Annotated in this window: 23 protein-coding genes; 6 read left to right on the top strand and 17 right to left on the bottom strand. The window is 69.3% G+C overall.

Annotated elements, in window-relative coordinates; genetic code table 11:
- Window positions 1–76: 76 nt before the first annotated feature.
- Together ACFYZQ_RS25195 and ACFYZQ_RS25190 are read right to left on the bottom strand one after the other, a co-directional pair.
- Window positions 77–925: a 3-hydroxyacyl-CoA dehydrogenase family protein gene (locus tag ACFYZQ_RS25195; protein WP_389151759.1), complete on the bottom strand. Its 849-nt coding sequence runs from the start codon at window positions 923–925 to the stop codon at window positions 77–79.
- Window positions 926–1,049: 124 nt separating this feature from the next.
- Complete coding sequence (locus ACFYZQ_RS25190; RefSeq protein WP_389151756.1) at window positions 1,050–1,691, bottom strand: TetR/AcrR family transcriptional regulator; 642 nt, start codon at window positions 1,689–1,691, stop codon at window positions 1,050–1,052.
- Between the two features lie 80 nt (window positions 1,692–1,771).
- On the opposite strand from ACFYZQ_RS25190, the gene ACFYZQ_RS25185 reads away from it, so the two are divergent.
- From ACFYZQ_RS25185 to ACFYZQ_RS25175, 3 genes are read left to right on the top strand one after another with little or no spacing between them, the layout of a single operon-like run.
- Entirely contained in the window at window positions 1,772–2,557 is a 786-nt protein-coding gene (locus tag ACFYZQ_RS25185; protein ID WP_389151753.1) for an ABC transporter ATP-binding protein, read from the top strand.
- Window positions 2,558–2,567: 10 nt separating this feature from the next.
- Window positions 2,568–3,317, top strand: a complete 750-nt coding sequence (locus ACFYZQ_RS25180; RefSeq protein WP_389151750.1) for an ABC transporter permease — start codon at window positions 2,568–2,570, stop codon at window positions 3,315–3,317.
- A gap of 13 nt (window positions 3,318–3,330) precedes the next feature.
- The gene (locus ACFYZQ_RS25175; RefSeq protein ID WP_389151747.1) at window positions 3,331–3,903 is read left to right on the top strand and encodes a cob(I)yrinic acid a,c-diamide adenosyltransferase; all 573 of its coding nucleotides are present in this window, start codon (window positions 3,331–3,333) and stop codon (window positions 3,901–3,903) included.
- Here the strand turns inward: ACFYZQ_RS25175 and ACFYZQ_RS25170 are convergent.
- Window positions 3,900–4,433, bottom strand: a complete 534-nt coding sequence (locus ACFYZQ_RS25170; RefSeq protein WP_389151744.1) for a hypothetical protein — start codon at window positions 4,431–4,433, stop codon at window positions 3,900–3,902. The two genes, ACFYZQ_RS25175 and ACFYZQ_RS25170, sit on opposite strands and share 4 nt — an antisense overlap.
- A 151-nt stretch (window positions 4,434–4,584) precedes the next feature.
- Between ACFYZQ_RS25170 and ACFYZQ_RS25165 the strand changes: the two genes are divergently transcribed.
- The 3 genes from ACFYZQ_RS25165 to ACFYZQ_RS25155 all read left to right on the top strand — a co-directional run bounded on the left by ACFYZQ_RS25165 (window position 4,585) and on the right by ACFYZQ_RS25155 (window position 8,344).
- Window positions 4,585–5,751, top strand: a complete 1,167-nt coding sequence (locus ACFYZQ_RS25165; protein ID WP_389151742.1) for a sensor histidine kinase — start codon at window positions 4,585–4,587, stop codon at window positions 5,749–5,751.
- A complete protein-coding gene (locus tag ACFYZQ_RS25160) occupies window positions 5,748–6,389 on the top strand; it encodes a response regulator (protein ID WP_389151739.1) in 642 nt (213 codons plus the stop codon). The genes ACFYZQ_RS25165 and ACFYZQ_RS25160 overlap by 4 nt, the downstream gene beginning before the upstream one ends.
- A 131-nt stretch (window positions 6,390–6,520) precedes the next feature.
- The gene (locus tag ACFYZQ_RS25155; RefSeq protein ID WP_389151737.1) at window positions 6,521–8,344 is read left to right on the top strand and encodes a glycosyl hydrolase family 18 protein; all 1,824 of its coding nucleotides are present in this window, start codon (window positions 6,521–6,523) and stop codon (window positions 8,342–8,344) included.
- A 15-nt stretch (window positions 8,345–8,359) separates the two neighbouring features.
- Here ACFYZQ_RS25155 and ACFYZQ_RS25150 read toward each other — a convergent pair whose 3' ends face one another.
- The 14 genes from ACFYZQ_RS25150 to ACFYZQ_RS25085 form a co-directional block, all read right to left on the bottom strand.
- Entirely contained in the window at window positions 8,360–8,806 is a 447-nt protein-coding gene (locus ACFYZQ_RS25150) for a DUF2550 domain-containing protein (RefSeq protein WP_389151735.1), read from the bottom strand.
- A 129-nt stretch (window positions 8,807–8,935) separates the two neighbouring features.
- Window positions 8,936–9,310, bottom strand: coding sequence for a F0F1 ATP synthase subunit epsilon (locus ACFYZQ_RS25145; RefSeq protein WP_389151733.1), 375 nt, complete (start codon window positions 9,308–9,310; stop codon window positions 8,936–8,938).
- Window positions 9,311–9,427: 117 nt separating this feature from the next.
- A complete protein-coding gene (gene atpD, locus ACFYZQ_RS25140; protein ID WP_389151731.1) occupies window positions 9,428–10,864 on the bottom strand; it encodes a F0F1 ATP synthase subunit beta in 1,437 nt (478 codons plus the stop codon).
- Window positions 10,864–11,778, bottom strand: coding sequence for a F0F1 ATP synthase subunit gamma (locus ACFYZQ_RS25135; RefSeq protein WP_389151729.1), 915 nt, complete (start codon window positions 11,776–11,778; stop codon window positions 10,864–10,866). The genes atpD and ACFYZQ_RS25135 overlap by 1 nt, the downstream gene beginning before the upstream one ends.
- 21 nt (window positions 11,779–11,799) lie before the next feature.
- Entirely contained in the window at window positions 11,800–13,389 is a 1,590-nt protein-coding gene (gene atpA, locus ACFYZQ_RS25130) for a F0F1 ATP synthase subunit alpha (RefSeq protein WP_389151726.1), read from the bottom strand.
- Window positions 13,390–13,517: 128 nt separating this feature from the next.
- Complete coding sequence (locus ACFYZQ_RS25125; protein ID WP_389151724.1) at window positions 13,518–14,339, bottom strand: F0F1 ATP synthase subunit delta; 822 nt, start codon at window positions 14,337–14,339, stop codon at window positions 13,518–13,520.
- Window positions 14,336–14,881 (bottom strand): F0F1 ATP synthase subunit B, encoded by a 546-nt coding sequence (locus tag ACFYZQ_RS25120; protein WP_389151721.1) that lies wholly within the window; start codon window positions 14,879–14,881, stop codon window positions 14,336–14,338. The genes ACFYZQ_RS25125 and ACFYZQ_RS25120 overlap by 4 nt, the downstream gene beginning before the upstream one ends.
- Before the next feature lie 37 nt (window positions 14,882–14,918).
- Window positions 14,919–15,170, bottom strand: coding sequence for a F0F1 ATP synthase subunit C (locus tag ACFYZQ_RS25115; RefSeq protein WP_361454547.1), 252 nt, complete (start codon window positions 15,168–15,170; stop codon window positions 14,919–14,921).
- Window positions 15,171–15,243: 73 nt separating this feature from the next.
- Window positions 15,244–16,080, bottom strand: a complete 837-nt coding sequence (gene atpB, locus ACFYZQ_RS25110; RefSeq protein ID WP_389151717.1) for a F0F1 ATP synthase subunit A — start codon at window positions 16,078–16,080, stop codon at window positions 15,244–15,246.
- 210 nt (window positions 16,081–16,290) lie between these two features.
- Complete coding sequence (locus ACFYZQ_RS25105; protein ID WP_389151714.1) at window positions 16,291–16,737, bottom strand: hypothetical protein; 447 nt, start codon at window positions 16,735–16,737, stop codon at window positions 16,291–16,293.
- A 288-nt stretch (window positions 16,738–17,025) separates the two neighbouring features.
- Entirely contained in the window at window positions 17,026–18,381 is a 1,356-nt protein-coding gene (locus tag ACFYZQ_RS25100; RefSeq protein WP_389151711.1) for an MraY family glycosyltransferase, read from the bottom strand.
- Window positions 18,382–18,521: 140 nt separating this feature from the next.
- On the bottom strand, window positions 18,522–19,781 hold the full coding sequence (gene glyA, locus ACFYZQ_RS25095; protein ID WP_389151709.1) for a serine hydroxymethyltransferase: 1,260 nt from the start codon (window positions 19,779–19,781) through the stop codon (window positions 18,522–18,524).
- Between the two features lie 320 nt (window positions 19,782–20,101).
- On the bottom strand, window positions 20,102–20,779 hold the full coding sequence (locus ACFYZQ_RS25090; RefSeq protein WP_388801974.1) for a protein-tyrosine-phosphatase: 678 nt from the start codon (window positions 20,777–20,779) through the stop codon (window positions 20,102–20,104).
- Window positions 20,776–21,423, bottom strand: coding sequence for an L-threonylcarbamoyladenylate synthase (locus ACFYZQ_RS25085; RefSeq protein WP_389151706.1), 648 nt, complete (start codon window positions 21,421–21,423; stop codon window positions 20,776–20,778). The genes ACFYZQ_RS25090 and ACFYZQ_RS25085 overlap by 4 nt, the downstream gene beginning before the upstream one ends.
- Window positions 21,424–21,453: the final 30 nt, after the last annotated feature.

The raw sequence follows: 21,453 nt of genomic DNA, 5'->3' as shown, positions 1-21,453 counted from the left end.
ACGGCGTTCGACGGTCAGAGGTTGCCGTCTGTGAGCGAACCGATACCGAATTCACCCGCAGGGGTGACCCCAGAGCTCAGTGCTTGTAGAAGCCCTGCCCGCTCTTACGGCCGATGTCACCGGCGTCCACCATCCGGCGCATCAGCTCCGGCGGTGCGAACTTCTCGTCCTGCGACTCGGTGTAGATGTTGCTGGTGGCGTGCAGCAGGATGTCGACGCCGGTCAGGTCGGCCGTCGCGAGGGGGCCCATGGCGTGTCCGAAGCCCAGCTTGCAGGCGATGTCGATGTCCTCGGCGCTGGCGACGCCCGACTCGTAGAGCTTCGCCGCCTCGACGACGAGGGCGGAGATGAGCCGGGTGGTGACGAAGCCGGCCACGTCCCGGTTGACGACGATGCAGGTCTTGCCGACGGACTCGGCGAACTCCCGCGCGGTGGCGAGGGTTTCGTCGCTGGTCTTGTAGCCGCGCACCAGTTCGCACAGCTGCATCATCGGGACCGGGGAGAAGAAGTGGGTGCCGACTACGCGCTCCGGGCGTTCCGTCACGGCCGCGATCTTGGTGATCGGGATGGCGGAGGTGTTGGAGGCGAGGACGGTGTCGTCGCGCACGATCTTGTCCAGGGTGCGGAAGATGTCGTGCTTGACTTCGAGCTTCTCGAAGACGGCCTCGACGACGATGTCCGCGTCGGCGGCGGCGTCCAGGTCGGTGGTCGCGGTGATGCGGGCGAGGGCCGCGTCGGCGTCGTGCGCCTCCAGCTTGCCCTTGCTGACGAACTTGTCGTACGAGGCCTTGATGCCGTCGGTGCCACGCTTCAGTGCCTCGTCGGTGACGTCCCGCAGGACGACCTCCCAGCCCGCCTGAGCGGAGACCTGGGCGATGCCGGACCCCATGAGACCGGCCCCGATGACGGCGAGCTTCCGTGCCACTCCGACTCCCCTTACGCGCTGTTTACGGTTGCCTCTTCGGCGGACCATAGCGCTCGTGAGGGGCTGTGTGACCGGTAAGTAATGCGCGTCACGTCCCATTTGACGGACGTCACACCGACAGGGGTCAGATCTCGCCCCGGACGGCGTAGTTGAGCACCGTGTCGCCCAACAACTCCTCTATGTCATCGAGGAGGTCCAGCACCTCTCGTGACACTTCGTTCGGATTGCGCCCCTTGACCATTTCGCGCCCGATGACCGCCATGACCGCGCCGTGCGCCCACCCGATCTGACCGGCGATCAGGTACGGCCGCTCGTCCTCGTCCGCCGCGCCCGTCTCCTCACGCAGGACCGCCTCCAGGTTCGCCTGGACCTCCTGCGCGAGGGCCCACAGGCGTGAGCGCAGCGCGGGCGCCTCCTCGACAACCCGCATGAAGCGGGCGTATTCGGGCATCAGGCCGATTCGAGGCGACACCGACTCGACCTCCTCGCGCAGTTCCCGCAGGACCGCCACGGCGGCCGACTCCCCCCTGCCGCGACCCCGGACCCAGCGGGCGAGCCGGTCGACCATGCCGGCCGAGCGGTCGAAGAAGAGGTCTTCCTTGGCCGGAAAGTAGTTGTAGACGGTGTTGACGGAGACGTCGGCAGCGTCGGCGATCTCCGCGACCGTCACCGCGTCGAAGCCGCGTTCGACGAACAGCGCCGTGGCGACATCCGAGATGTACTGCCGGGTCTGCCGCTTCTTCCGCTCCCTGAGCCCTTCCGTCATGCCTCCATCCTAGCTTCGCTGGGCTCTCTTTATTTTTGGACTCATTGCAAAATTTAAGAATCTCTGTTTTTCTGGTCGGCATGACAGCAGTCATCAGCGCGGCCGGACTGGCCCGTACCTTCCAGACCAAGCGCGGCCCGGTGGAGGCCGTGCGCGGCATCGACCTCACCGTCCGCGAGGGCGAGATCCTCGGCTTCCTCGGGCCCAACGGCGCCGGCAAGACCACCACGCTCCGGATGCTCACGACCCTGCTCACCCCCACCGGCGGCACGGCCACCGTCGCGGGCTGCGACCTCGCCACCGACCCGGCCGGTGTGCGCAGGGCCTGCGGGTACGTGGCCCAGTCCGGCGGCGTCGACCCGCAGATCTCCGTGTACGAGGAGCTGGTCACCCAGGGCCGCCTCTACCGCCTGACGAAACAGCAGGCGGTGCGGCGGGCCGAGGAGTTGGCGCACGACCTGGACCTCGCCGGGCTGCTCGACCGCAAGGCGGGCGCGCTCTCCGGAGGGCAGCGGCGCCGGCTGGACATCGCGATGGGTCTCACCCACCGCCCGGAGATCCTCTTCCTCGACGAACCGACCACGGGCCTCGACCCCGGCAGCCGCGCCGACCTGTGGGACCTGATCCGCCGTCTGCGCGACGACCACGGCACGACGGTCTTCCTCACCACCCACTACCTCGACGAGGCGGACGCCCTCGCCGACCGGCTGGTGATCGTCGACAAGGGCGTGGTCGCGGCCGAGGGCACACCGGGCGCGCTCAAACTCCGGTACGGCGGCTCGGTCGACGCCTCCCTGCAGGACACCTTCCTCGCCGTAACCGGTCGCGGTCCGGCCCCGGCCGACACCGCCCCCGTAGCCGTATAGGACCACCAGGATGCTTCTCCACGACACCGCGCTGATCTACGGCCGCTACCTCCGCCAGTCCCTGCGGTCCCGCTTCGCGCTGCTCTTCGGCGTACTGATGCCGCTGCTGTACCTGTTGTTCTTCGGCCCGCTGCTCACCGGCCTGCCGCTCGGCGCGCGGGGCAGCTCGTGGCAGGTGCTGGTGCCGGGGCTGCTGCTCCAGCTCGGTCTGTTCGGGGCCGCCTTCGCGGGATTCGCGATCATCATCGAGAACGGGCACGGGGTGGTGGAGCGGATGCGAGTCACGCCGGTCAGCCGGCTCGCGCTGCTCCTGGGGCGCGTACTGCGCGAAGCGACCGTCTTCGTCTTCCAGGCGGTGCTGCTGGTGCTCGCGGCCGTGGGTCTGGGCCTGCGCGCGCCGCTGCCCGGCGTCCTCATCGGCTTCGCGTTCGTCGCGCTGCTGACGATCTCGCTGGCCTCGCTGTCGTACGCGCTGGCGATGAAGGTCCGCACCCCGCAGGAGTTCGGGCCGACGATCAACGCGCTGACCATGCCGTCCATGCTGCTGTCCGGTCTGATGCTGCCGATGAGCCTCGCACCGGCCTGGCTGGACGTGCTCTCCCACTTCATGCCGTTCCGCTATCTGGTGGACGCGGTGCGCGACGCCTACGTGGGTTCCTACGCCACCGCGCACATGCTGTACGGCGTCCTGGTGGCCGTCGGCTTCGCCGCGCTGGCCGTGACGGTGGGCACACGGGTCTTCCGGACGTCCGGAGCGTAATTACGCTGGCCTCATGGTCAATCTGACGCGCATCTACACCAGGACCGGCGACCAGGGCACGACCGCCCTCGGCGACATGAGCCGGGTCGCCAAGACCGACCTGCGGATCTCCGCGTACGCGGACGCCAACGAGGCGAACGCGGTCATCGGCACGGCGATCGCGCTGGGGAACCTGGACGAGGAGATCGTCAAGGTCCTCACCCGCGTCCAGAACGACCTGTTCGACGTGGGCGCGGACCTGTCGACGCCGGTGGTGGAGAACCCTGAGTTCCCGCCGCTGCGGGTCGAGCAGTTCTACGTCGACCGGCTGGAGGCGGACTGCGACCGCTTCAACGAGAAGCTGGAGAAGTTGCGGTCGTTCATCCTGCCGGGCGGCACCCCGGGCGCGGCCCTGCTGCACCAGGCGTGCACGGTCGTACGCAGGGCCGAGCGCTCGACCTGGGCCGCCCTGGAGGCCCATGGCGAGGCGATGAACCCGCTCACCGCCACCTACCTCAACCGCCTGTCCGACCTGCTTTTCATCCTGGCGCGGACGGCGAACAAGGAGACGGGGGACGTGCTGTGGGTGCCGGGCGGGGAGCGTTAGCGCTCGCGCTTGGGGAACAGTGTGTAGCTGCCGGCGATGATCACATTGATGCCGATCACCCACAGCATCCGCTGCTGCCAGGCCCGTAGTGAGCCGGTCCCGCCGCCCCCACCGACGTACCAGGCCGCGGCCTGCAGCAGGACGATGGCGACCAGCGCCGCGAGGATCCAGCGGCCCGCGACCCTCCATTCGTGGACGGCGCGGGCCGTCCCGTACTTCGGGGGCCGGACCGGAGGGGGGCCGCCCGCGAAGCGGTGGGCGACCCGGGCGTCCGCCCACGTGATCGTGGAGTGACCGAGGCCGACGGTGAAGCCGATGTACACGGCGGCCAGACCGTGCCGCCAGTCGGGCTCGGCGCCGTTCTTCAGGTCGATCGCCGTGACGACGAACAGCACGACCTCCAGCAGCGGTTCGCACAGCAGCAGTGCGAGGCCCGTTCGGGGCATCCGGAAGACGTAGCGGAACACCAGCCCCGCGGCCAGCAGCACCCAGAAGGCCACCTCACAGGCGACGACCAACCCGACGATCACGGCTCGCTCCCTTCGCTCACCCCACCAGGCTCGCCCGGAGGGCAGCAGGCGTCGTCGTCGCCGGTGACGAGTCCGCGGTAATCGAAAGATGCAGCTCCGAACCCTTCCGAAGGAGCAGGCGGGGCGCGCCTCGCCCGTGTTTGATGGGGCCATGCCCGTACGACTCCCCCGTCCGCACCGCGACGACGTGCTCATCGCCGTGGGCGGGCTGTTCGGAGGGCTGCTGCTGTGGGCGCTGGGCCTCTTTCCGCGTGTGCCCTCGGACAGCCTGGTGCTGTGGCCCCAGCGCTGGGCGGCTCTGGTGCCGCTGGTGGTGACCGCCGCCTGCGAGCCGCTGCGCCGCACCCGGCCCCGGATCGGCCTGCTGGTCGGCACGGTGGCGCTGACCGTCGACACGGTGACCCTGGGCAGCATCGTCACGGTCGTGCTCTACACGGATCTGGTGTACGCGGCCGTCCTGTACGGCAGCCCCGCCTCCGCCCGCCGCATCCCCTGGATCACCGGTCTGCTCACGGTGATCGGCGGGGTGGTGCCGGCCGCGCTGTGGCGTGATCCGCAGGGACTGCTGATCGGCGTCGCCGTCGGCGTCGTGGCGCTCGCCCCCGCCGAGACCGGCTGGGTCGTGCGCAATCACCGCGAAGCCGCCGAGGCGGCCCGGCTGCGTGCCGAGCAGACCGCGCTGCTCGCCGAGATGGACCGGGTCCAGGCGGTCACCGCCGAGCGGGCGCGGATGGCCCGGGAGCTGCACGACCTGGTGGCGGGCCATCTGTCGGCGATCGCCATCCACTCCACGGCCGCCCTGTCCATCGACGACCCGGACACCTCGAAGCAGGCCCTGTCCGTCATCCGTGAGAACAGCGTGGACGGTCTCGCCGAGATGCGGCGGCTGATCGGCATCCTCCGCCAGGGCGACGACGCGCCGGCCGCGACCCCGACCCTCGACGGCCTCACCGCCCTGGTCGACGGCGCCCGGGCGAACGGCCTCGACGTCCGGCTCGACGCCGACCCCGGGCGGGTGCCCGTACCGGTCGGGCTGGCCGCCTACCGGATCGTGCAGGAGTCGCTGACCAACGCACTGAAGCATGCCGCGCGCGGTCGCGTCCACGTGGTGCTGAAGCGGTCCGACGGCGTCCTGCTGGTCCGGGTGAGCAGCCCGTACGCCGGCGCCGACGGGCCCCGTGTCCCCGGCTCCGGCACCGGCCTGGTCGGGATGCGGGAGCGTGCCACGCTCCTGGGCGGCAGCTTCGACGCCGGGCCCGACGGAGCGCTGTGGACCGTCAGCGCCACCCTTCCCGTGACCGAAGGAGACCCCGAGTGATCCGCGTCCTGGTCGCCGAGGACCAGTCGGCCGTCCGCTCCGGGCTGGTGCTCATCCTGGGCACCGCGCCCGACATCGAAGTGGTCGGGGAGGCGGCGGACGGCCTGCGGGCGGTGGCCCTGGCCCGGGAGCTCCGGCCGGACCTGGTGCTGATGGACGTGCAGATGCCCCGGCTCGACGGGGTGTCGGCGACCCGGGAGGTGGTCGCGGAGGGGCTCGCGGACGTACTCGTGCTGACCACCTTCGACCTCGACGAGTACGTCTTCGGGGCGCTGCGGGCCGGGGCGGCCGGCTTCCTGCTGAAGAACGCGGAGGCGGGGGACCTGCTGGAGGCCGTGCGGACGGTGGCGCGCGGGGAGGGGATCGTCGCCCCGGCAATCACCCGGCGGCTGATCGCCGAGTTCGCCGCCCGGCCGGTGCGGGAGCCGTCCGTGGACCCGGCGGTGCTGGAGGCGTTGACGCGGCGGGAGCGCGAGGTGCTGGCGTGCATCGGTGAAGGGCTGTCGAACGCCCAGATCGCGGGGCGGCTGGAGATGGCCGAGGGCACCGTGAAGACCCATGTGAGCCGTCTGCTGGGGAAGCTGGAGCTGCGCAGCCGGGTCCAAGCGGCCGTTCTCGCCCAGGAGTTGGGGATCTAGCGCCTCACCGGGGAACGAACGGCCAAGTGGTCCAGACCTATTGACCGATGGTCCAGACCTTTCTATTCTCGCGGCACCGTGGGCATGAAGGCTCAGTCATGCCCCTGACATCCCCACAGAGGAGGCGCAGCATGCGCTTCAGACACAGAGCCGCGGCAGGGTTCGCGACCTTGCTGCTCCCCGTGGCAGGACTGGTCGGCCTCGCGAGTCCCGCCCAGGCCGCGACGACCGCCACCGCCACCTACGCCAAGACGCAGGACTGGGGCACCGGCTTCGAGGGCAAGTGGACGGTGAAGAACACCGGCACCACGGCCATCAGCTCCTGGACCGTCGAGTGGGACTTCCCCTCCGGCACGTCGGTCACCTCCGCCTGGGACGCGGACGTCACGTCCTCCGGCACCCACTGGACCGCGAAGAACAAGTCCTACAACGGCAGCCTCGCCCCCGGCGCCTCCGTCTCCTTCGGCTTCAACGGCGCGGGCTCCGGATCACCGTCCAACTGCAAGCTGAACGGCGACAGCTGCGACGGCACGACGGTCCCCGGCGACGCGGCCCCCTCCGCGCCCGGCACCCCGACCGCCTCGAACATCACCGACACCTCGGCGAAGCTCGACTGGAGCGCGGCCACCGACGACAAGGGCGTCAAGAACTACGACGTCCTGCGCGACGGGACGAAGGTCGCCACGGTGACGACCACCTCGTACACCGACACCGGCCTGAGCGCCGGCACCGACTACTCCTACACCGTCCAGGCCCGCGACACCGCCGACCAGACCGGCCCGGTCAGCGGCGCGGTCGCCGTGCACACCACCGGTGGCACCACTCCCCCGCCCACCGGCGGCAGCAAGGTCAAGCTCGGGTACTTCACCGAGTGGGGCATCTACGGACGCAACTACAACGTCAAGAACCTGGTGACGTCCGGTTCGGCCGCCAGGATCACGCACATCAACTACGCCTTCGGCAACGTCACCGGCGGCAAGTGCGCGATCGGCGACTCCTACGCCGACTACGACAAGGCCTTCACCGCCGACCAGTCCGTCAGCGGCGTCGCCGACACGTGGGACCAGCCGCTGCGCGGCAACTTCAACCAGCTGCGCGAGCTGAAGGCCAAGTACCCGAACCTCAAGGTGCTGTGGTCCTTCGGCGGCTGGACCTGGTCCGGCGGCTTCGCGGACGCCGCGAAGAACCCGGCCGCCTTCGCGCAGTCCTGTTACGACCTGGTCGAGGACCCGCGCTGGGCCGACGTCTTCGACGGCATCGACATCGACTGGGAGTACCCGAACGCCTGCGGTCTGAGCTGTGACACCAGCGGGGCGGCGGCCTACAAGAACCTGATGGCCGCGCTGCGCGCCAAGTTCGGCTCGAAGAACCTGGTCACCGCGGCGGTCACGGCCGACGGCTCCTCCGGCGGCAAGATCGACGCGGCCGACTACGCGGGCGCCTCGGCTTCCGTCGACTGGTACAACGTGATGACGTACGACTTCTTCGGCGCCTGGGACGCGCAGGGCCCCACTGCCCCGCACTCCCCGCTCACCTCGTACAGCGGCATCCCGAAGGCCGGCTTCACCACCGCCGACGCGATAGCCAAGTACAAGGCCAAGGGCGTGCCCGCGAGCAAGCTGCTGATCGGCATCGGCTTCTACGGGCGCGGCTGGACCGGAGTCACCCAGGACGCCCCGGGCGGCACGGCCACGGGCCCGGCGGCGGGTACGTACGAGCAGGGCATCGAGGACTACAAGGTGCTCAAGACGTCCTGCCCGGTCACCGGCACCGTCGCGGGCACGGCGTACGCCCACTGCGGCGGCAACTGGTGGTCCTACGACACTCCGGCCACCATCGGCACCAAGATGGCGTGGGCGAAGTCGCAGGATCTGGGCGGCGCGTTCTTCTGGGAGTTCAGCGGTGACACCAGTAACGGTGAGCTGGTGAGCGCCATCAACAGCGGGCTGTCGTAAGAGAGGTACGGCCTTTCAGGCCACGTTGACGCGCTGTCCGGGCGGGGCTGCCTCCAGCCACGCGAGGAAACCGGTCAGCGCGTCCTCGCTCATGGCGAGTTCCAGGCGCGTACCCCGGTGCGTGCAGGCGAGGACGACGGCGTCGGAGAGCAGGGCCAGCTCCTCCTCGCCCTCGGGAAGACGGCGGCCGGAGACCTCGATCTGCGCCCGCTCCAGGAGGCGGCGCGGGCGGTAGGCGTACGAGAAGACCCGGTACCACTCGATGCGGTCGCCGTTGTAGCGGGCGACACCGTAGCTCCAGCCCTTGCCGCCCGTGTCGGGTTTCTCCGGCAGGTCCCAGCGCAGGGAGCAGTCGAAGGTGCCACCGGAGCGCTGGATCAGCCTGCGGCGCAGACCGAACAGGAACAGTCCCACCACCACGAGCGCGACCACGATCCCGCACACAGTCAGAGCGAGGACCACCGGCACCGACCTCCTCGTCTCCTAGGTAACGGAACGTAAAAAACACCCGGATTCACCTCAGCCGCGGCCGGCACCGGATCGCTCCGGTCCCAGCCGCGGCTGAGTCACGTCATCGCACAGCTTGCTGGTTCAGCGAGCCGTCGCCGCCCGCAGTCGGACGTCCGCCCGGCGCTCGGCGGTGGCGTCACCCTCCGCCTTCGCGCGCTCGAGCTCGCGCTCCTCGCGCTGGACATCGATCTCGTCCGACAGCTCGGCGGTCTCGGCCAGCAGGGACAGCTTGTTGTCCGCGAACGAGACGAAACCGCCGTGCACCGCGGCGACGACCGTTCCACCGTCACTCGTACGGATGGTCACCGGGCCCGACTCCAGCACACCGAGCAGCGGCTGGTGACCGGGCATGACGCCGATGTCGCCGGACGTGGTGCGCGCGACGACCAGGGTGGCCTCGCCGGACCAGACCTCTCGGTCGGCCGCGACCAGCGCGACGTGCAGCTCAGCAGCCAAGGGTGGCTCCTCGGGTCACCACCCGGCGGTTGTGCCGGGTGTGGGGTCAATTCTAATGGGCGTGAACGAGGGGACGGGACACGCCCGCCCCCTCGACGACTCGGGCAGCCGCCCGGATCAGGAGACGCCCAGCTCCTTCGCGTTGTTCTTCAGGTCCTCGAGACCACCGCACATGAAGAACGCCTGCTCGGGGAAGTGGTCGTACTCACCGTCGCAGATCGCGTTGAACGCGGCGATCGACTCGTCCAGCGGCACGTCCGAACCGTCCACGCCGGTGAACTGCTTGGCGACGTGGGTGTTCTGGGACAGGAAGCGCTCCACGCGACGGGCACGGTGGACGACGAGCTTGTCCTCCTCGCCGAGCTCGTCGATACCGAGGATCGCGATGATGTCCTGGAGGTCCTTGTACTTCTGCAGGATCGTCTTGACGCGCATGGCGGCGTCGTAGTGGTCCTGCGCGATGTAGCGCGGGTCCAGGATGCGGGACGTGGAGTCCAGCGGGTCCACGGCCGGGTAGATGCCCTTCTCGGAGATCGGACGGGAGAGAACCGTCGTCGCGTCGAGGTGGGCGAACGTGGTGGCCGGGGCCGGGTCGGTCAGGTCGTCGGCGGGGACGTAGATCGCCTGCATCGAGGTGATCGAGTGACCGCGGGTCGAGGTGATGCGCTCCTGGAGGAGACCCATCTCGTCGGCCAGGTTCGGCTGGTAGCCCACCGCGGAGGGCATACGGCCGAGCAGGGTCGACACCTCGGAACCGGCCTGGGTGAAGCGGAAGATGTTGTCGATGAAGAACAGCACGTCCTGCTTCTGCACATCGCGGAAGTACTCCGCCATGGTCAGACCGGCCAGGGCCACGCGCAGACGGGTGCCCGGGGGCTCGTCCATCTGACCGAAGACCAGCGCGGTCTTGTCGATGACGCCCGAGTCCGACATCTCCTCGATGAGGTCGTTGCCCTCACGGGTGCGCTCACCGACACCGGCGAACACGGAGACACCGTCGTGGTTGTTGGCGACGCGGTAGATCATCTCCTGGATGAGCACCGTCTTGCCGACGCCGGCGCCGCCGAACAGACCGATCTTGCCGCCCTTGACGTACGGGGTCAGCAGGTCGATGACCTTGACGCCGGTCTCGAACATCTCGGTCTTCGACTCGAGCTCGTCGAAGTTCGGGGCCTTGCGGTGGATGGACCAGCGCTCACCGTCGTAGGACTCGTCGACGTTCAGCACCTCACCGAGGGTGTTGAACACCTTGCCCTTGGTGAAGTCGCCGACCGGGACGGTGATGCCCGTGCCGGTGTCGGTGACCGGGGCCTGGCGGACCAGACCGTCGGTGGGCTGCATGGAGATGGTGCGGACCAGGCCGTCACCCAGGTGCTGGGCGACCTCCAGGGTCAGGATCTTCTTCTCGCCCGCGTTCGCCGGGTCGGAGACCTCGACATGCAGGGCGTTGTAGATCTCCGGCATCGCGTCGACGGGGAACTCCACGTCGACGACCGGGCCGATGACCCGGGCGACGCGGCCCGTGGCCGTCGCGGTCTCAACAGTGGTGGTCATTAGCGGTCACTCCCCGCGGTCGCGTCGGCGAGAGCGCTCGCGCCACCGACGATCTCGCTGATTTCCTGGGTGATTTCGGCCTGGCGGGCCGCGTTGGCAAGCCGGGAGAGGCTCTCGATGAGCTCACCGGCGTTGTCGGTGGCCGACTTCATCGCGCGCCGCGTGGCGGCGTGCTTCGAGGCTGCCGACTGGAGGAGCGCGTTGTAGACGCGGCTCTCCACGTAGCGCGGCAGCAGGGCGTCGAGGACGTCCTCCGCCGAGGGCTCGAAGTCGTACAGCGGGAGGATCTCGCCCTGGGGCTTCTCCTCCGCGACCTCGTCGAGGCTGAGCGGCAGCAGACGGTCGTCGAGGGCCGTCTGCGTCATCATCGAGACGAACTCGGTGAAGACGATGTGGATCTCGTCCACGCCGCCCTCGGCCGTTTCCGTCTCGATGGCCTCGATCAGCGGCGCCGCGACCTTCTTGGCGTCCGCGTACGTGGGCTCGTCGGTGAACCCGGTCCACGACTCCGCGATCGTGCGCTCACGGAAGTTGTAGTGGGCGACACCGCGCCGGCCGACGATGTACGTGTCGACCTGCTTGCCCTCGGCCTCGAGGCGCGCCGTCAGCTGCTCCGCGGCCTTGATGGCGTTGGAGTTGAAGGCACCGGCGAGACCGCGGTCGCTCGTCAGGAGCAGCACCGCGGACCGCGTGACCGTCTCGGCCTGCGTGGTCAGCGGGTGCCTGGTGTTCGAACCGGTACCCACCGCCGTGACCGCGCGGGTGAGCTCGGTCGCGTAGGGAGTGGAGGCCGCCACCTTGCGCTGCGCCTTGACGACGCGCGAGGCGGCGATCATCTCCATCGCCTTGGTGATCTTCTTGGTCGCGGTGACGGATCGGATGCGACGCTTGTAGACCCGGAGCTGGGCTCCCATGAGTCAGGTCCCTTCCTTACGTCACTTGGCGGCGGCCGGGGCGTCCTCGCCGAGAAGCTTGCCGTCCGAGGTCTCGAACTGCTTCTTGAACTCGGCGACCGCGTCGTCGATGGCCTGGATGGTGTCGTTCGACATCTTCGCGCCCTCCTTGATGGAGGTCATGAGGCCCTGCTCCTTGCGGTGCAGGTACTCGAGCAGCTCCTTCTCGAAGCGGCGGATGTCGGCGACGGGAACCTCGTCCATCTTGCCGTTGGTGCCGGCCCAGATGGAGACGACCTGGTCCTCGGTGGCCATCGGCTGGTACTGAGCCTGCTTCAGCAGCTCGACCATGCGCGAACCACGCTCCAGCTGCGCCTTCGACGCGGCGTCCAGGTCGGAACCGAAGGCGGCGAACGCCTCCAGCTCACGGAACTGGGCGAGGTCCACGCGCAGACGCCCGGACACCTGGCGCATCGCCTTGTGCTGCGCGGAACCACCGACTCGGGAGACGGAGATACCGACGTTCAGCGCGGGACGCTGACCGGCGTTGAACAGGTCCGACTCCAGGAAGCACTGGCCGTCGGTGATGGAGATGACGTTGGTCGGGATGAACGCCGAGACGTCGTTGGCCTTGGTCTCGACGATCGGCAGACCGGTCATCGAACCGGCACCCATGTCGTCGGAGAGCTTGGCGCAGCGCTCCAGCAGCCGGGAGTGCAGGTAGAAGACGTCACCCGGGTAGGCCTCACGGCCCGGCGGGCGGCGCAGCAGCAGGGACACGGCGCGGTAGGCGTCGGCCTGCTTCGACAGGTCGTCGAAGATGATGAGGACGTGCTTGCCCTCGTACATCCACTGCTGGCCGATGGCCGAACCGGTGTACGGCGCCAGGTACTTGAAGCCGGCCGGGTCGGACGCGGGGGCGGCGACGATGGTCGTGTACTCCAGCGCGCCGTTCTCCTCCAGCGCGCGGCGGACCGACGCGATGGTGGAGCCCTTCTGGCCGATGGCGACGTAGATGCAGCGGACCTGCTTCTTCGGGTCGCCCGAGCGCCAGTTGTCGCGCTGGTTGATGATCGTGTCGACGGCCAGGGCGGTCTTGCCGGTCTGACGGTCACCGATGATCAGCTGACGCTGACCACGGCCGATCGGGGTCATCGCGTCGACGGCCTTGTAGCCGGTCTCCATCGGCTCGTGCACCGACTTGCGCTGCATGACCGTGGGGGCCTGCAGCTCGAGGGCGCGACGACCGCTGGTCTCGATCTCGCCGAGGCCGTCGATCGGGTTGCCGAGCGGGTCGACGACGCGGCCGAGGTAGCCCTCGCCGACGGCCACGGAGAGCACCTCACCGGTACGGGTGACCGGCTGACCCTCCTCGATGCCGCTGAACTCACCGAGGACGATGGCACCGATCTCGCGCTCTTCCAGGTTGAGCGCGAGGCCGAGGGTGCCGTCCTCGAACTTCAGCAGTTCGTTGGCCATGGCCGAGGGAAGGCCCTCGATCTTCGCGATGCCGTCGCCGGCAAGGGTGACCGTACCGACCTCCTCGCGCGAGGCCGCGTCCGGCTTGTACGACTGGACGAAGTTCTCCAGTGCGTCCCGGATCTCCTCCGGCCGGATCGTGAGCTCCGCCATCTGGGTTCCCTGCTCTCCTTGTTGGGCCCGAAGTTTCACTTGGGGGGATGGGGGACTCCCCCCTGAACGAGGTGAATCCTCTGCACGGCCCAACGTGGGCCGTATTTCTACGTCTTGTTGAGTTGCTGCTAGCTCGCCATGCGGCGGGCGGCGTCCTCGAGCCGGTCCGCGAGGGAACCGTTGATGACCTCGTCACCGACCTGCACCCGGATCCCGCCGACGACCTCGGGGTCGACGTCCAGGTTGAGGTGCATCCGACGGCCGTAGAGCTTCGCGAGGGCGGCGCCCAGGCGCTGCTTCTGCGTGTCGCTCAGCGGCACGGCCGAGGTGACCACGGCCACCGCACGGTCCCGGCGCTCGGCGGCGAGCTTGGACAGGGACTCGAGTCCCGCCTCCAGGCTACGTCCCCGCGGCGCGGTCACAAGGCGCGTCACCAGACGCTCGGTGGTCGCCTTGGCCCGGCCGCCGAGCAGCCGGTGCAGCAGCTCCACCTTGGCGGCGGTGGTGGCCTTGCGGTCGGTCAGTGCTGCGCGCAGCTCGGTGTTCGAGGTGACGATCCGGCCGAACCGGAACAGCTCGTCCTCTACGTCGTCGAGCGTGCCCGCCCGCTGGGCGGCGGTGAGGTCGGCGATGCTCGCCAGCTCCTCCAGCACGTCCACCAGGTCGCGGGGCTGCGACCAGCGGGAGCGCACCAGGCCGGACACCAGGTCGGCGGTGGTGCCGCTGACCTGGCCGCCGATCAGGCGCTGGACCAGGGTGGCCTTCGCCTCACCGGGCTGCGCCGGGTCGGTCAGAACCCGGCGCAGACCGATCTCGCGGTCGAGCAGCGCCGTGACGGCAGCCAGCTGGTCGGCCAGCTGCGTCGCGTCCACGGACGTGGCGTCCGTCAGTGCGTCGAGACGCTCCCGGGCGGCGGCGAGTGCCTCGCGGCTCGCTCCGTGCGCTGTCATCGAGTCGCCTCTGCCTTCTCCTCGAGCTCGTCGAGGAAGCGGTCGATCACACGGCTCTGGCGGGCGTGGTCCTCGAGGGACTCGCCGACGAGCTTGCCGGCCAGGTCGGTGGCGAGCTTGCCGACGTCCTGACGGAGCGCGGCCGAGGCGGCCTTGCGGTCGGCCTCGATCTGGGCGTGACCGGCGGCGATGATCTCCTCACGCTGCCGCTGGCCTTCCGCGCGCATCTCGGCGATGAGCGTGGCGCCCTGCTCCTGAGCCTCCTGGCGCAGACGCGCGGCCTCGTGGCGGGCCTCGGCCAGCTGCGCCTTGTACTGCTCGAGGACGCTCTGGGCCTCGGTCTGCGCGGCTTCGGCCTTCTCGATACCGCCCTCGATGGCCTCGCGGCGCTGCTCCAGAACCTTGTTGATGTTCGGAAGGAGCTTCTTGGCGAGGAAGCCGAAGACGATGACGAAGGCGATCAGGCCGATGACGAGCTCTGGGATCGGCGGGATGAGGGGGTTCTCGGCCTCCTCCGCCGCCAGCTGAACCAGGGGGCTCATATCAGTGCCTTTCGTCTATTGGTGCGCGACGGTCGGGTCAGGAGGTCGGGTAGACGAACGGCATGACCAGACCGATCAGGGCGAGCGCCTCACAGAAGGCGAAGCCGAGGATCTGGTTGGCGCGGATCAGGCCGGCCGCCTCGGGCTGGCGGGCGAGGGCCTGGGTGCCGTTACCGAAGATGATGCCGACGCCGACGCCCGGGCCGATCGCGGCGAGGCCGTAACCGATGGAGCCGAGGTTGCCCTTGATCTGGGTGGCGGCGAGGGTGGCCTGCGCAAGAGCGGACATGCCGGTTCTTCCTTCTCTTTCAAGGACCGGTGGGGGTTGGCCACCGGATGTCTGGGTGGGTGTGTCGGGGAGCTCAGTGGTGCTCGGCGAGCGCGCCCTGGATGTAGCTGCAGGTCAGCAGTACGAAGACGTACGCCTGGACAGCCTGGATGAAGAGCTCGAAGGCGGTCATCACGATGACCATCACGAACGAGACACCGGAGTAGGCGATGCCGATGCCGTTCAGCATGTACCAGCTGGCGATCGTGAACAGCAGCAGCAGCGTGTGACCGGCGAACATGTTCGCGAAGAGTCGCACGGCGTGCGTGAAGGGCCGCACCAGCAGGTTCGAGAAGAACTCGATCGTCATCGACAGGGGGAGTACCCCACCGAGCGTCTTGTCGTAGCCGGTGAAGTTCTTGAAGGCGCCGACGAAACCCTGTCGCTTGAAGGTCAGCGAGACCCAGGTGATGTAGACGAGGCCGGCCAGGACGGCGGGGTACGAGATGATCGCCGTGACCGGGAAGGCCGCGACCGGGATGATCGACCAGAGGTTCATCATCCAGACGAAGAAGAACAGCGAGACGACGAACGGGACGTACTTCTCGCCTTCCTTCTTGCCGATGGTCTCGTAGACGACACCCCGCCGGACGAAGTCGTAGCCGGTCTCGGCGATCATCTGGAGCTTGCCCGGGACGACCTTCGGCTTGGCGAAGGCGGCCCAGAAGAAGCCGACGATGATGATCGACCCGAGCAGCGCCAGCAGCATCGTCTTGTTGAAGTACACGTTGCTGTCCGCGTCGCCCCAGAGCGGCTTGAACAGGAACGAGTGCAGGCCCGGAGCCGGGAAGCCGCACCCGTCGAACAGGTGGCAGCTCGTGTCGAAAGCGAGCGTCTGCGTCGGGTCAGCACTCACCGCGGGCTCCTTCATCGTGGCGCATGGGTACGGCAACCTCGTTGTGTCGGCGCGACGCTGGGCCGCGGTTCGGCACGGGACTGGTGTTACGGATGTGGGGGCGGCTGGGGGGCATCTCGCCTCGCGATTGAGCAGGCGTCAGCTCGGATGCCCGCGCCCGCGATGCCGCAGTTGGCACCGGACGATAGCAGGATCTCTCGTGCGCCTTTATCCCGGGCCTACCTCTCACGACGAGTGCCCCGACTTCTCGGGCTTGTCACCCTTCGCGGAGGCACTCGAGTCGGGCTCTACGTAGAGGATCTTGGCCTTCATGTGGGCACGCGTCTGCGCGGCGATCCACGTCAGGGTGGCGACCACGAGCACGATGGCGAAGGCCCGGGGGCTGAACAGCGTCGTGTTCTTGAAGATGGAGAGAAAGACGAACATCAGCAGCAGCTGGGCCGCGTAGAGCATCAGGCCCATCATCTGGAACAGATGCGGAAGCGATTTGGCGGTGCGCTGCAGTACATAGAGCCCGATCCCCATGAAGAGGATCACCACAACCGTCGCGACGACCGCCCCGATCGCCCCTTCGCCGCCCGCGACCACACCGCTGACAACGGCGGCGATCGCACCGACGGCAGCCGTGGGCACGGCGGCCTGGGCCAGGATCCGGACGTCATTGGACGGCATGGCGGCAACTCCGCTTTCACAGGGGGCAGGGTGTCGTCATGGACGAGCGTAGTCCCGGTCCGAGTGCTGGAGACCTCACAGTCCCGGACCGTCGCACTGCGGTCCTTCGTCTCTATCCGGGGTTCTCGTGAACCGTATCACAAACTATTTGATGAGGTCTTTACCTGTGAGGTGTGCTTGCTGTCACACATGAGAGTGACAGTGCACGTCTGCGCAAAAACCGCGCCCTCTTGTCTGGTATTAGGGGGCTTTGCTCCCCCACGAGTTGGCAATGCTCTAGTCAGATTCTTACCTTGAACCGTCGCCGACGTGGAAGCGGGAACGGGCTCCGATGGCGGTCGCACCGTTGACCCGGGTCGCTCCCGCGGTCACCGGAGCGGGCTTCGGGGCGGGCTCCTCGGCGGCCTTCTGAGGCTCGTCCGCGGTCTCGTCGACGGTCTCAACGGCCAGTGCCTGCTCGTATGTTGCGGCCGCCCGGCGGCGCCGGTAGCGCGGCGGCACGAAGTGCTCGGCCCAGCGCGGGGCACGCGGGGTGAAGCGCGGCAGCAGGAGCAGTACGAGGCCGATCGCGCTGAGGAAGACCACGCCGAGCACGATCCACATCGAGGCGGAGTTCACGGAGTAGGCCAGCGCGCCGAAGCCGATCAGCGCGGACCAGAAGTACATGATCAGCACGGCCCGGCTGTGCGAGTGGCCGATCTCCAGGAGCCGGTGGTGCAGATGGCCGCGGTCGGCGGCGAACGGCGACTGGCCGCGCCAGGTGCGGCGCACGATCGCCAGGATCAGGTCGGCGGCCGGCACGGCGATGATCGTCAGCGGCAGCAGCAGCGGGATGTAGACGGGCACCGTCTGGTGCACGGCCGCCTTCTCGGAACCGGTGAACAGGGCCAGCGCGTCCGGGTCCACCTGTCCGGTGATGGAGATCGCGCCCGCCGACAGCACCAGGCCGATCAGCATCGAGCCCGAGTCGCCCATGAAGATCCGCGCCGGGTGCATGTTGTGCGGCAGGAAGCCCAAGCACATGCCCATGAGGATCGCCGCGAACAGGGTGCCGGGGGCGGCGGCCTCGATGCCGTACGAGTACCAGATCCGGTAGGCGTACAGGAAGAACGCGGCGGCGGCGATGCACACCATGCCGGAGGCGAGGCCGTCGAGGCCGTCGACGAAGTTGACCGCGTTGATCGTGATGACGACCAGCGCCACCGTCAGCAGCGTGCCCTGCCACTGGGTCAGCGCCACGTTGCCGACGCCGGGGATGGGCAGCCACAGGATCGTCAGACCCTGCATGACCATCACACCGGCGGCGATCATCTGGCCGCCCAGCTTGATCAGGGCGTCGATCTCGAACTTGTCGTCCAGGACACCGATCAGCCAGATCAGGGCCGCCCCGGAGAGCAGCGCCCGCGGCTCGTTCGACTTCGCGAACACCTCGTTGAGGTTCGTCAGGTGGTCGGCGACCAGCAGGCCCGCGCACAGTCCGAAGAACATCGCGATCCCGCCGAGCCGCGGAGTGGGTTCCCGGTGTACGTCACGGGCCCTGATCTCCGGCATCGCTCCGGCCACGATCGCGAACTTCCGTACCGGCCCTGTCAGCAGGTACGTCACCGCGGCCGTGATGCAGAGCGTCAGCAGGTATTCACGCACGGGCAACCCCACATGTCTCGCTGGCCATCTCAGCCCCACACCCTAGCGAGGTGCGCATATCTGTGGGGACTGACGGGTAGCGACGATGGTTGCACGTGTGGCTGTGTGCTTGCCGCACATCGGTTTCCACCCGGGTGCGCCTACCCGCGTTCGGCGGGGATACTGCCCGGATACGGGGGGAACGTGCCCGCCAGTTCGCGCACCTCGTCCCGGGCCGCCGTGGGATCCGTCTCACCTCGCAGCACACCGGCGACCAGCTTCGCGATCCGCGCCATCTCCGGCTCCCCCATCCCCTGCGTGGTCACCGCGGCCGTGCCCAGGCGCAGGCCGCGTGCGTCGCCGTGCGGCAGCACACAGCAGTCCAGGACCAGCCCGGCGGCGGCCAGCCGGCCCCGCGCGGTGCGCCCGTCGACGCCGAGCGGGCCCGGGTCGGCGGTGATCAGGTGGGTGTCGGTGCCGCCGGTGGTCACTACGAGGCCCTCGGCGGCGAGCCCGGCGGCCAGCACCCGTGCGTTGGCGACCACCTGGTGGGCGTACGCGGTGAAGGCCTCTGTCGCCGCCTCGCCGAACGCGACGGCCTTGGCGGCGATGGTGTGCATCTGGGCACCGCCCTGGGTGAACGGGAACACGGCCCGGTCCACGCGCTCGGCCAGTTCGGCGCCGCACAGGAGCATCCCGCCGCGCGGGCCGCGCAGCACCTTGTGGGTGGTGGCGCACACGATGTCGGCGTACGGCACCGGGCTGGGCGCCGCGTTCCCGGCGACGAGCCCGATGGGGTGCGCGGCGTCGGCGATGAGATAGGCCCCGACCTCGTCGGCGACCTCGCGGAAGAAGGCGTAGTCGATGTGGCGCGGGTAGGCGATGGACCCGCACACGATCGCCTTGGGCCGGTGCGTGCCGGCGAGGCTGCGCACCTGTTCCTGATCGATGAGCCCGGTCTCCGCGTCCACCCCGTACCCGACGAAGTCGAACCAGCGGCCGGAGAAGTTGGCGGGCGAGCCGTGGGTGAGATGGCCGCCGTGGGCCAGGCCGAGGGCGAGGACGGTGTCGCCGGGCCGCAGCAGCGCGGCGTAGGCGGCGAGCACGGCCGACGATCCCGAGTGCGCCTGCACGTTGGCGTGCGCGGCCCCGAACAGTGTCTTGGCCCGCTCCACCGCGAGGCGCTCGGCGACATCGACGATCTCGCACCCGCCGTGGTGACGGGCGCCCGGATACCCCTCCGCGTACTTGTTGGCGAGCGGCGACCCGAGCGCGGCCAGCACCGCCGCCGACGTGAAGTTCTCCGCCGCCACCAGCTGCAACGTCGTCGACTGCCGCTCCAGCTCCCCCAGCAGAATCCCGGCCAGCTCGGGATCCTGCCGCCGCAGGACATCGGCCTCGAGGGTATGACTGACCGACATGGCGCCCTCCGGGCGGTCGACGGTGACGTGAGACCAATGTAGGCCCGAGACGAACACCCCGCCCGGCGGCCACCAGCCCGTCCGGCCCCAGGATTGCAGCCCGTCCGGCGTTTGAGGACGAGGCCGTTCAGGCCGATGGGGTCCGGGGCGAAGCCCCGGCGGGGTGCAGGGGCGGAGCCCCGCAGGGGGTACAGGGGCGCAGCCCCGCGGGGGCCCAGGGGGCGCAGCCCCCCGGTGGGGTCGAAGGGGCGGAGCCCCTGGGGACGGGAAGGGTAGGGGCGGCGGGGGCGAGACCACGCCGCCAACCCGGCAGGCAGCCGCTACGCCCGGGCCGCCACCCCGGTCAGCGCGGTCACCACCGGGTCCAGCGCCTCATGTATCTCGTCCCCCACCGACCGGAAGAACGGCAGCGGCGCCCCGTAAGGGTCGTACACCTCGTCCGCCTCGGCGGTGGGCGCCAGCAACCACCCCCGCAACGCCGCAGCCGCCCGCACCAGCGCCCGCGCCCGCGTCACCAGCCCGTCCTCCAGCGGAGGCAGCGTCGCCGGGTCTATCGCCCGCACCAGACGGGTGAACTCCTTCAGCGTGAACGTGCGCAGACCGGCCGAGTGCCCCATGGAGATCACCTGGGCCCGGTGGTCCCGCGTAGCGGTCAGCACCAGGTCCGCCATGATCACATGCTCGTCCAGCAGCTCCCGCCCCACGAAGCCGGAGGCGTCCGCGCCGAAGTCGGCCAGCACCGCCTCCGCGTTGGCCTCCATGGGCGCCCCCTCGTGGCCCCAGGTGCCCGCGCTCTCCACGATCAGCCCGCGGCCCAGGACCCCGAGCCGCTCCGCGACGAAATGGCGGGTCAGCCGCTCGGTGATCGGCGAGCGGCACACGTTGCCTGTGCTGACGTGGAGGATGCGGAAGCTGTCGCGCGGAAACCCGAACGTCGTCGTCTCCTCCGCGCTGTAGCGACCGCCGCCTATGCCACGCCCCGCGTCAGGGGCCGTCAATTCGCCACCTCGAGGTCGGGTACGACCTTCCGCAGCTCGTCCGGCGAGATCGCGCCCTCGCGCAGCAGCAGCGGCACCTCACCGGTGACGTCCACGATGGACGACGGCACGTTGCCGGGGGTCGGGCCGCCGTCGAGGTAGACGGAGACGGAGTCGCCGAGCATCTCCTGGGCCGCGTCGCAGTTCTCCGGCGCCGGGTGACCCGTGAGGTTCGCCGACGACACGGCCATCGGGCCGACGTCGTTGAGCAGTTCGATGGCGACCGGGTGCAGCGGCATGCGCACGGCGACGGTGCCACGGGTGTCCCCCAGGTCCCACTGCAGGGACGGCTGGTGCTTGGCGACGAGCGTGAGGGCGCCCGGCCAGAACGCGTCGACCAGCTCCCAGGCCAGCTCGGAGAAGTCGGTGACGAGACCGTGGAGCGTGTTCGGGGAGCCGATCAGCACGGGCGTGGGCATGTTGCGGCCCCGCCCCTTGGCGTCGAGCAGGTCGGCCACCGCCTGCGAGGAGAACGCGTCCGCGCCGATGCCGTACACGGTGTCGGTGGGCAGCACCACGAGCTCGCCCCGGCGGACGGCGGAGGCGGCCTCGCGCAGACCCGTCGCGCGGTCGGTCGCGTCGTTGGTGTCGTATCGCCGTGCCATGTCTAACGGGCCTCCTCGTACACGTACTGC

The sequence above is a fragment of the Streptomyces sp. NPDC001843 genome, from assembly GCF_042891955.1.
GTDB lineage: Bacteria > Actinomycetota > Actinomycetes > Streptomycetales > Streptomycetaceae > Streptomyces.
Note: the sequence above shows the minus strand (reverse complement) of the source record. Positions and strands in the feature narration are given on the sequence as shown.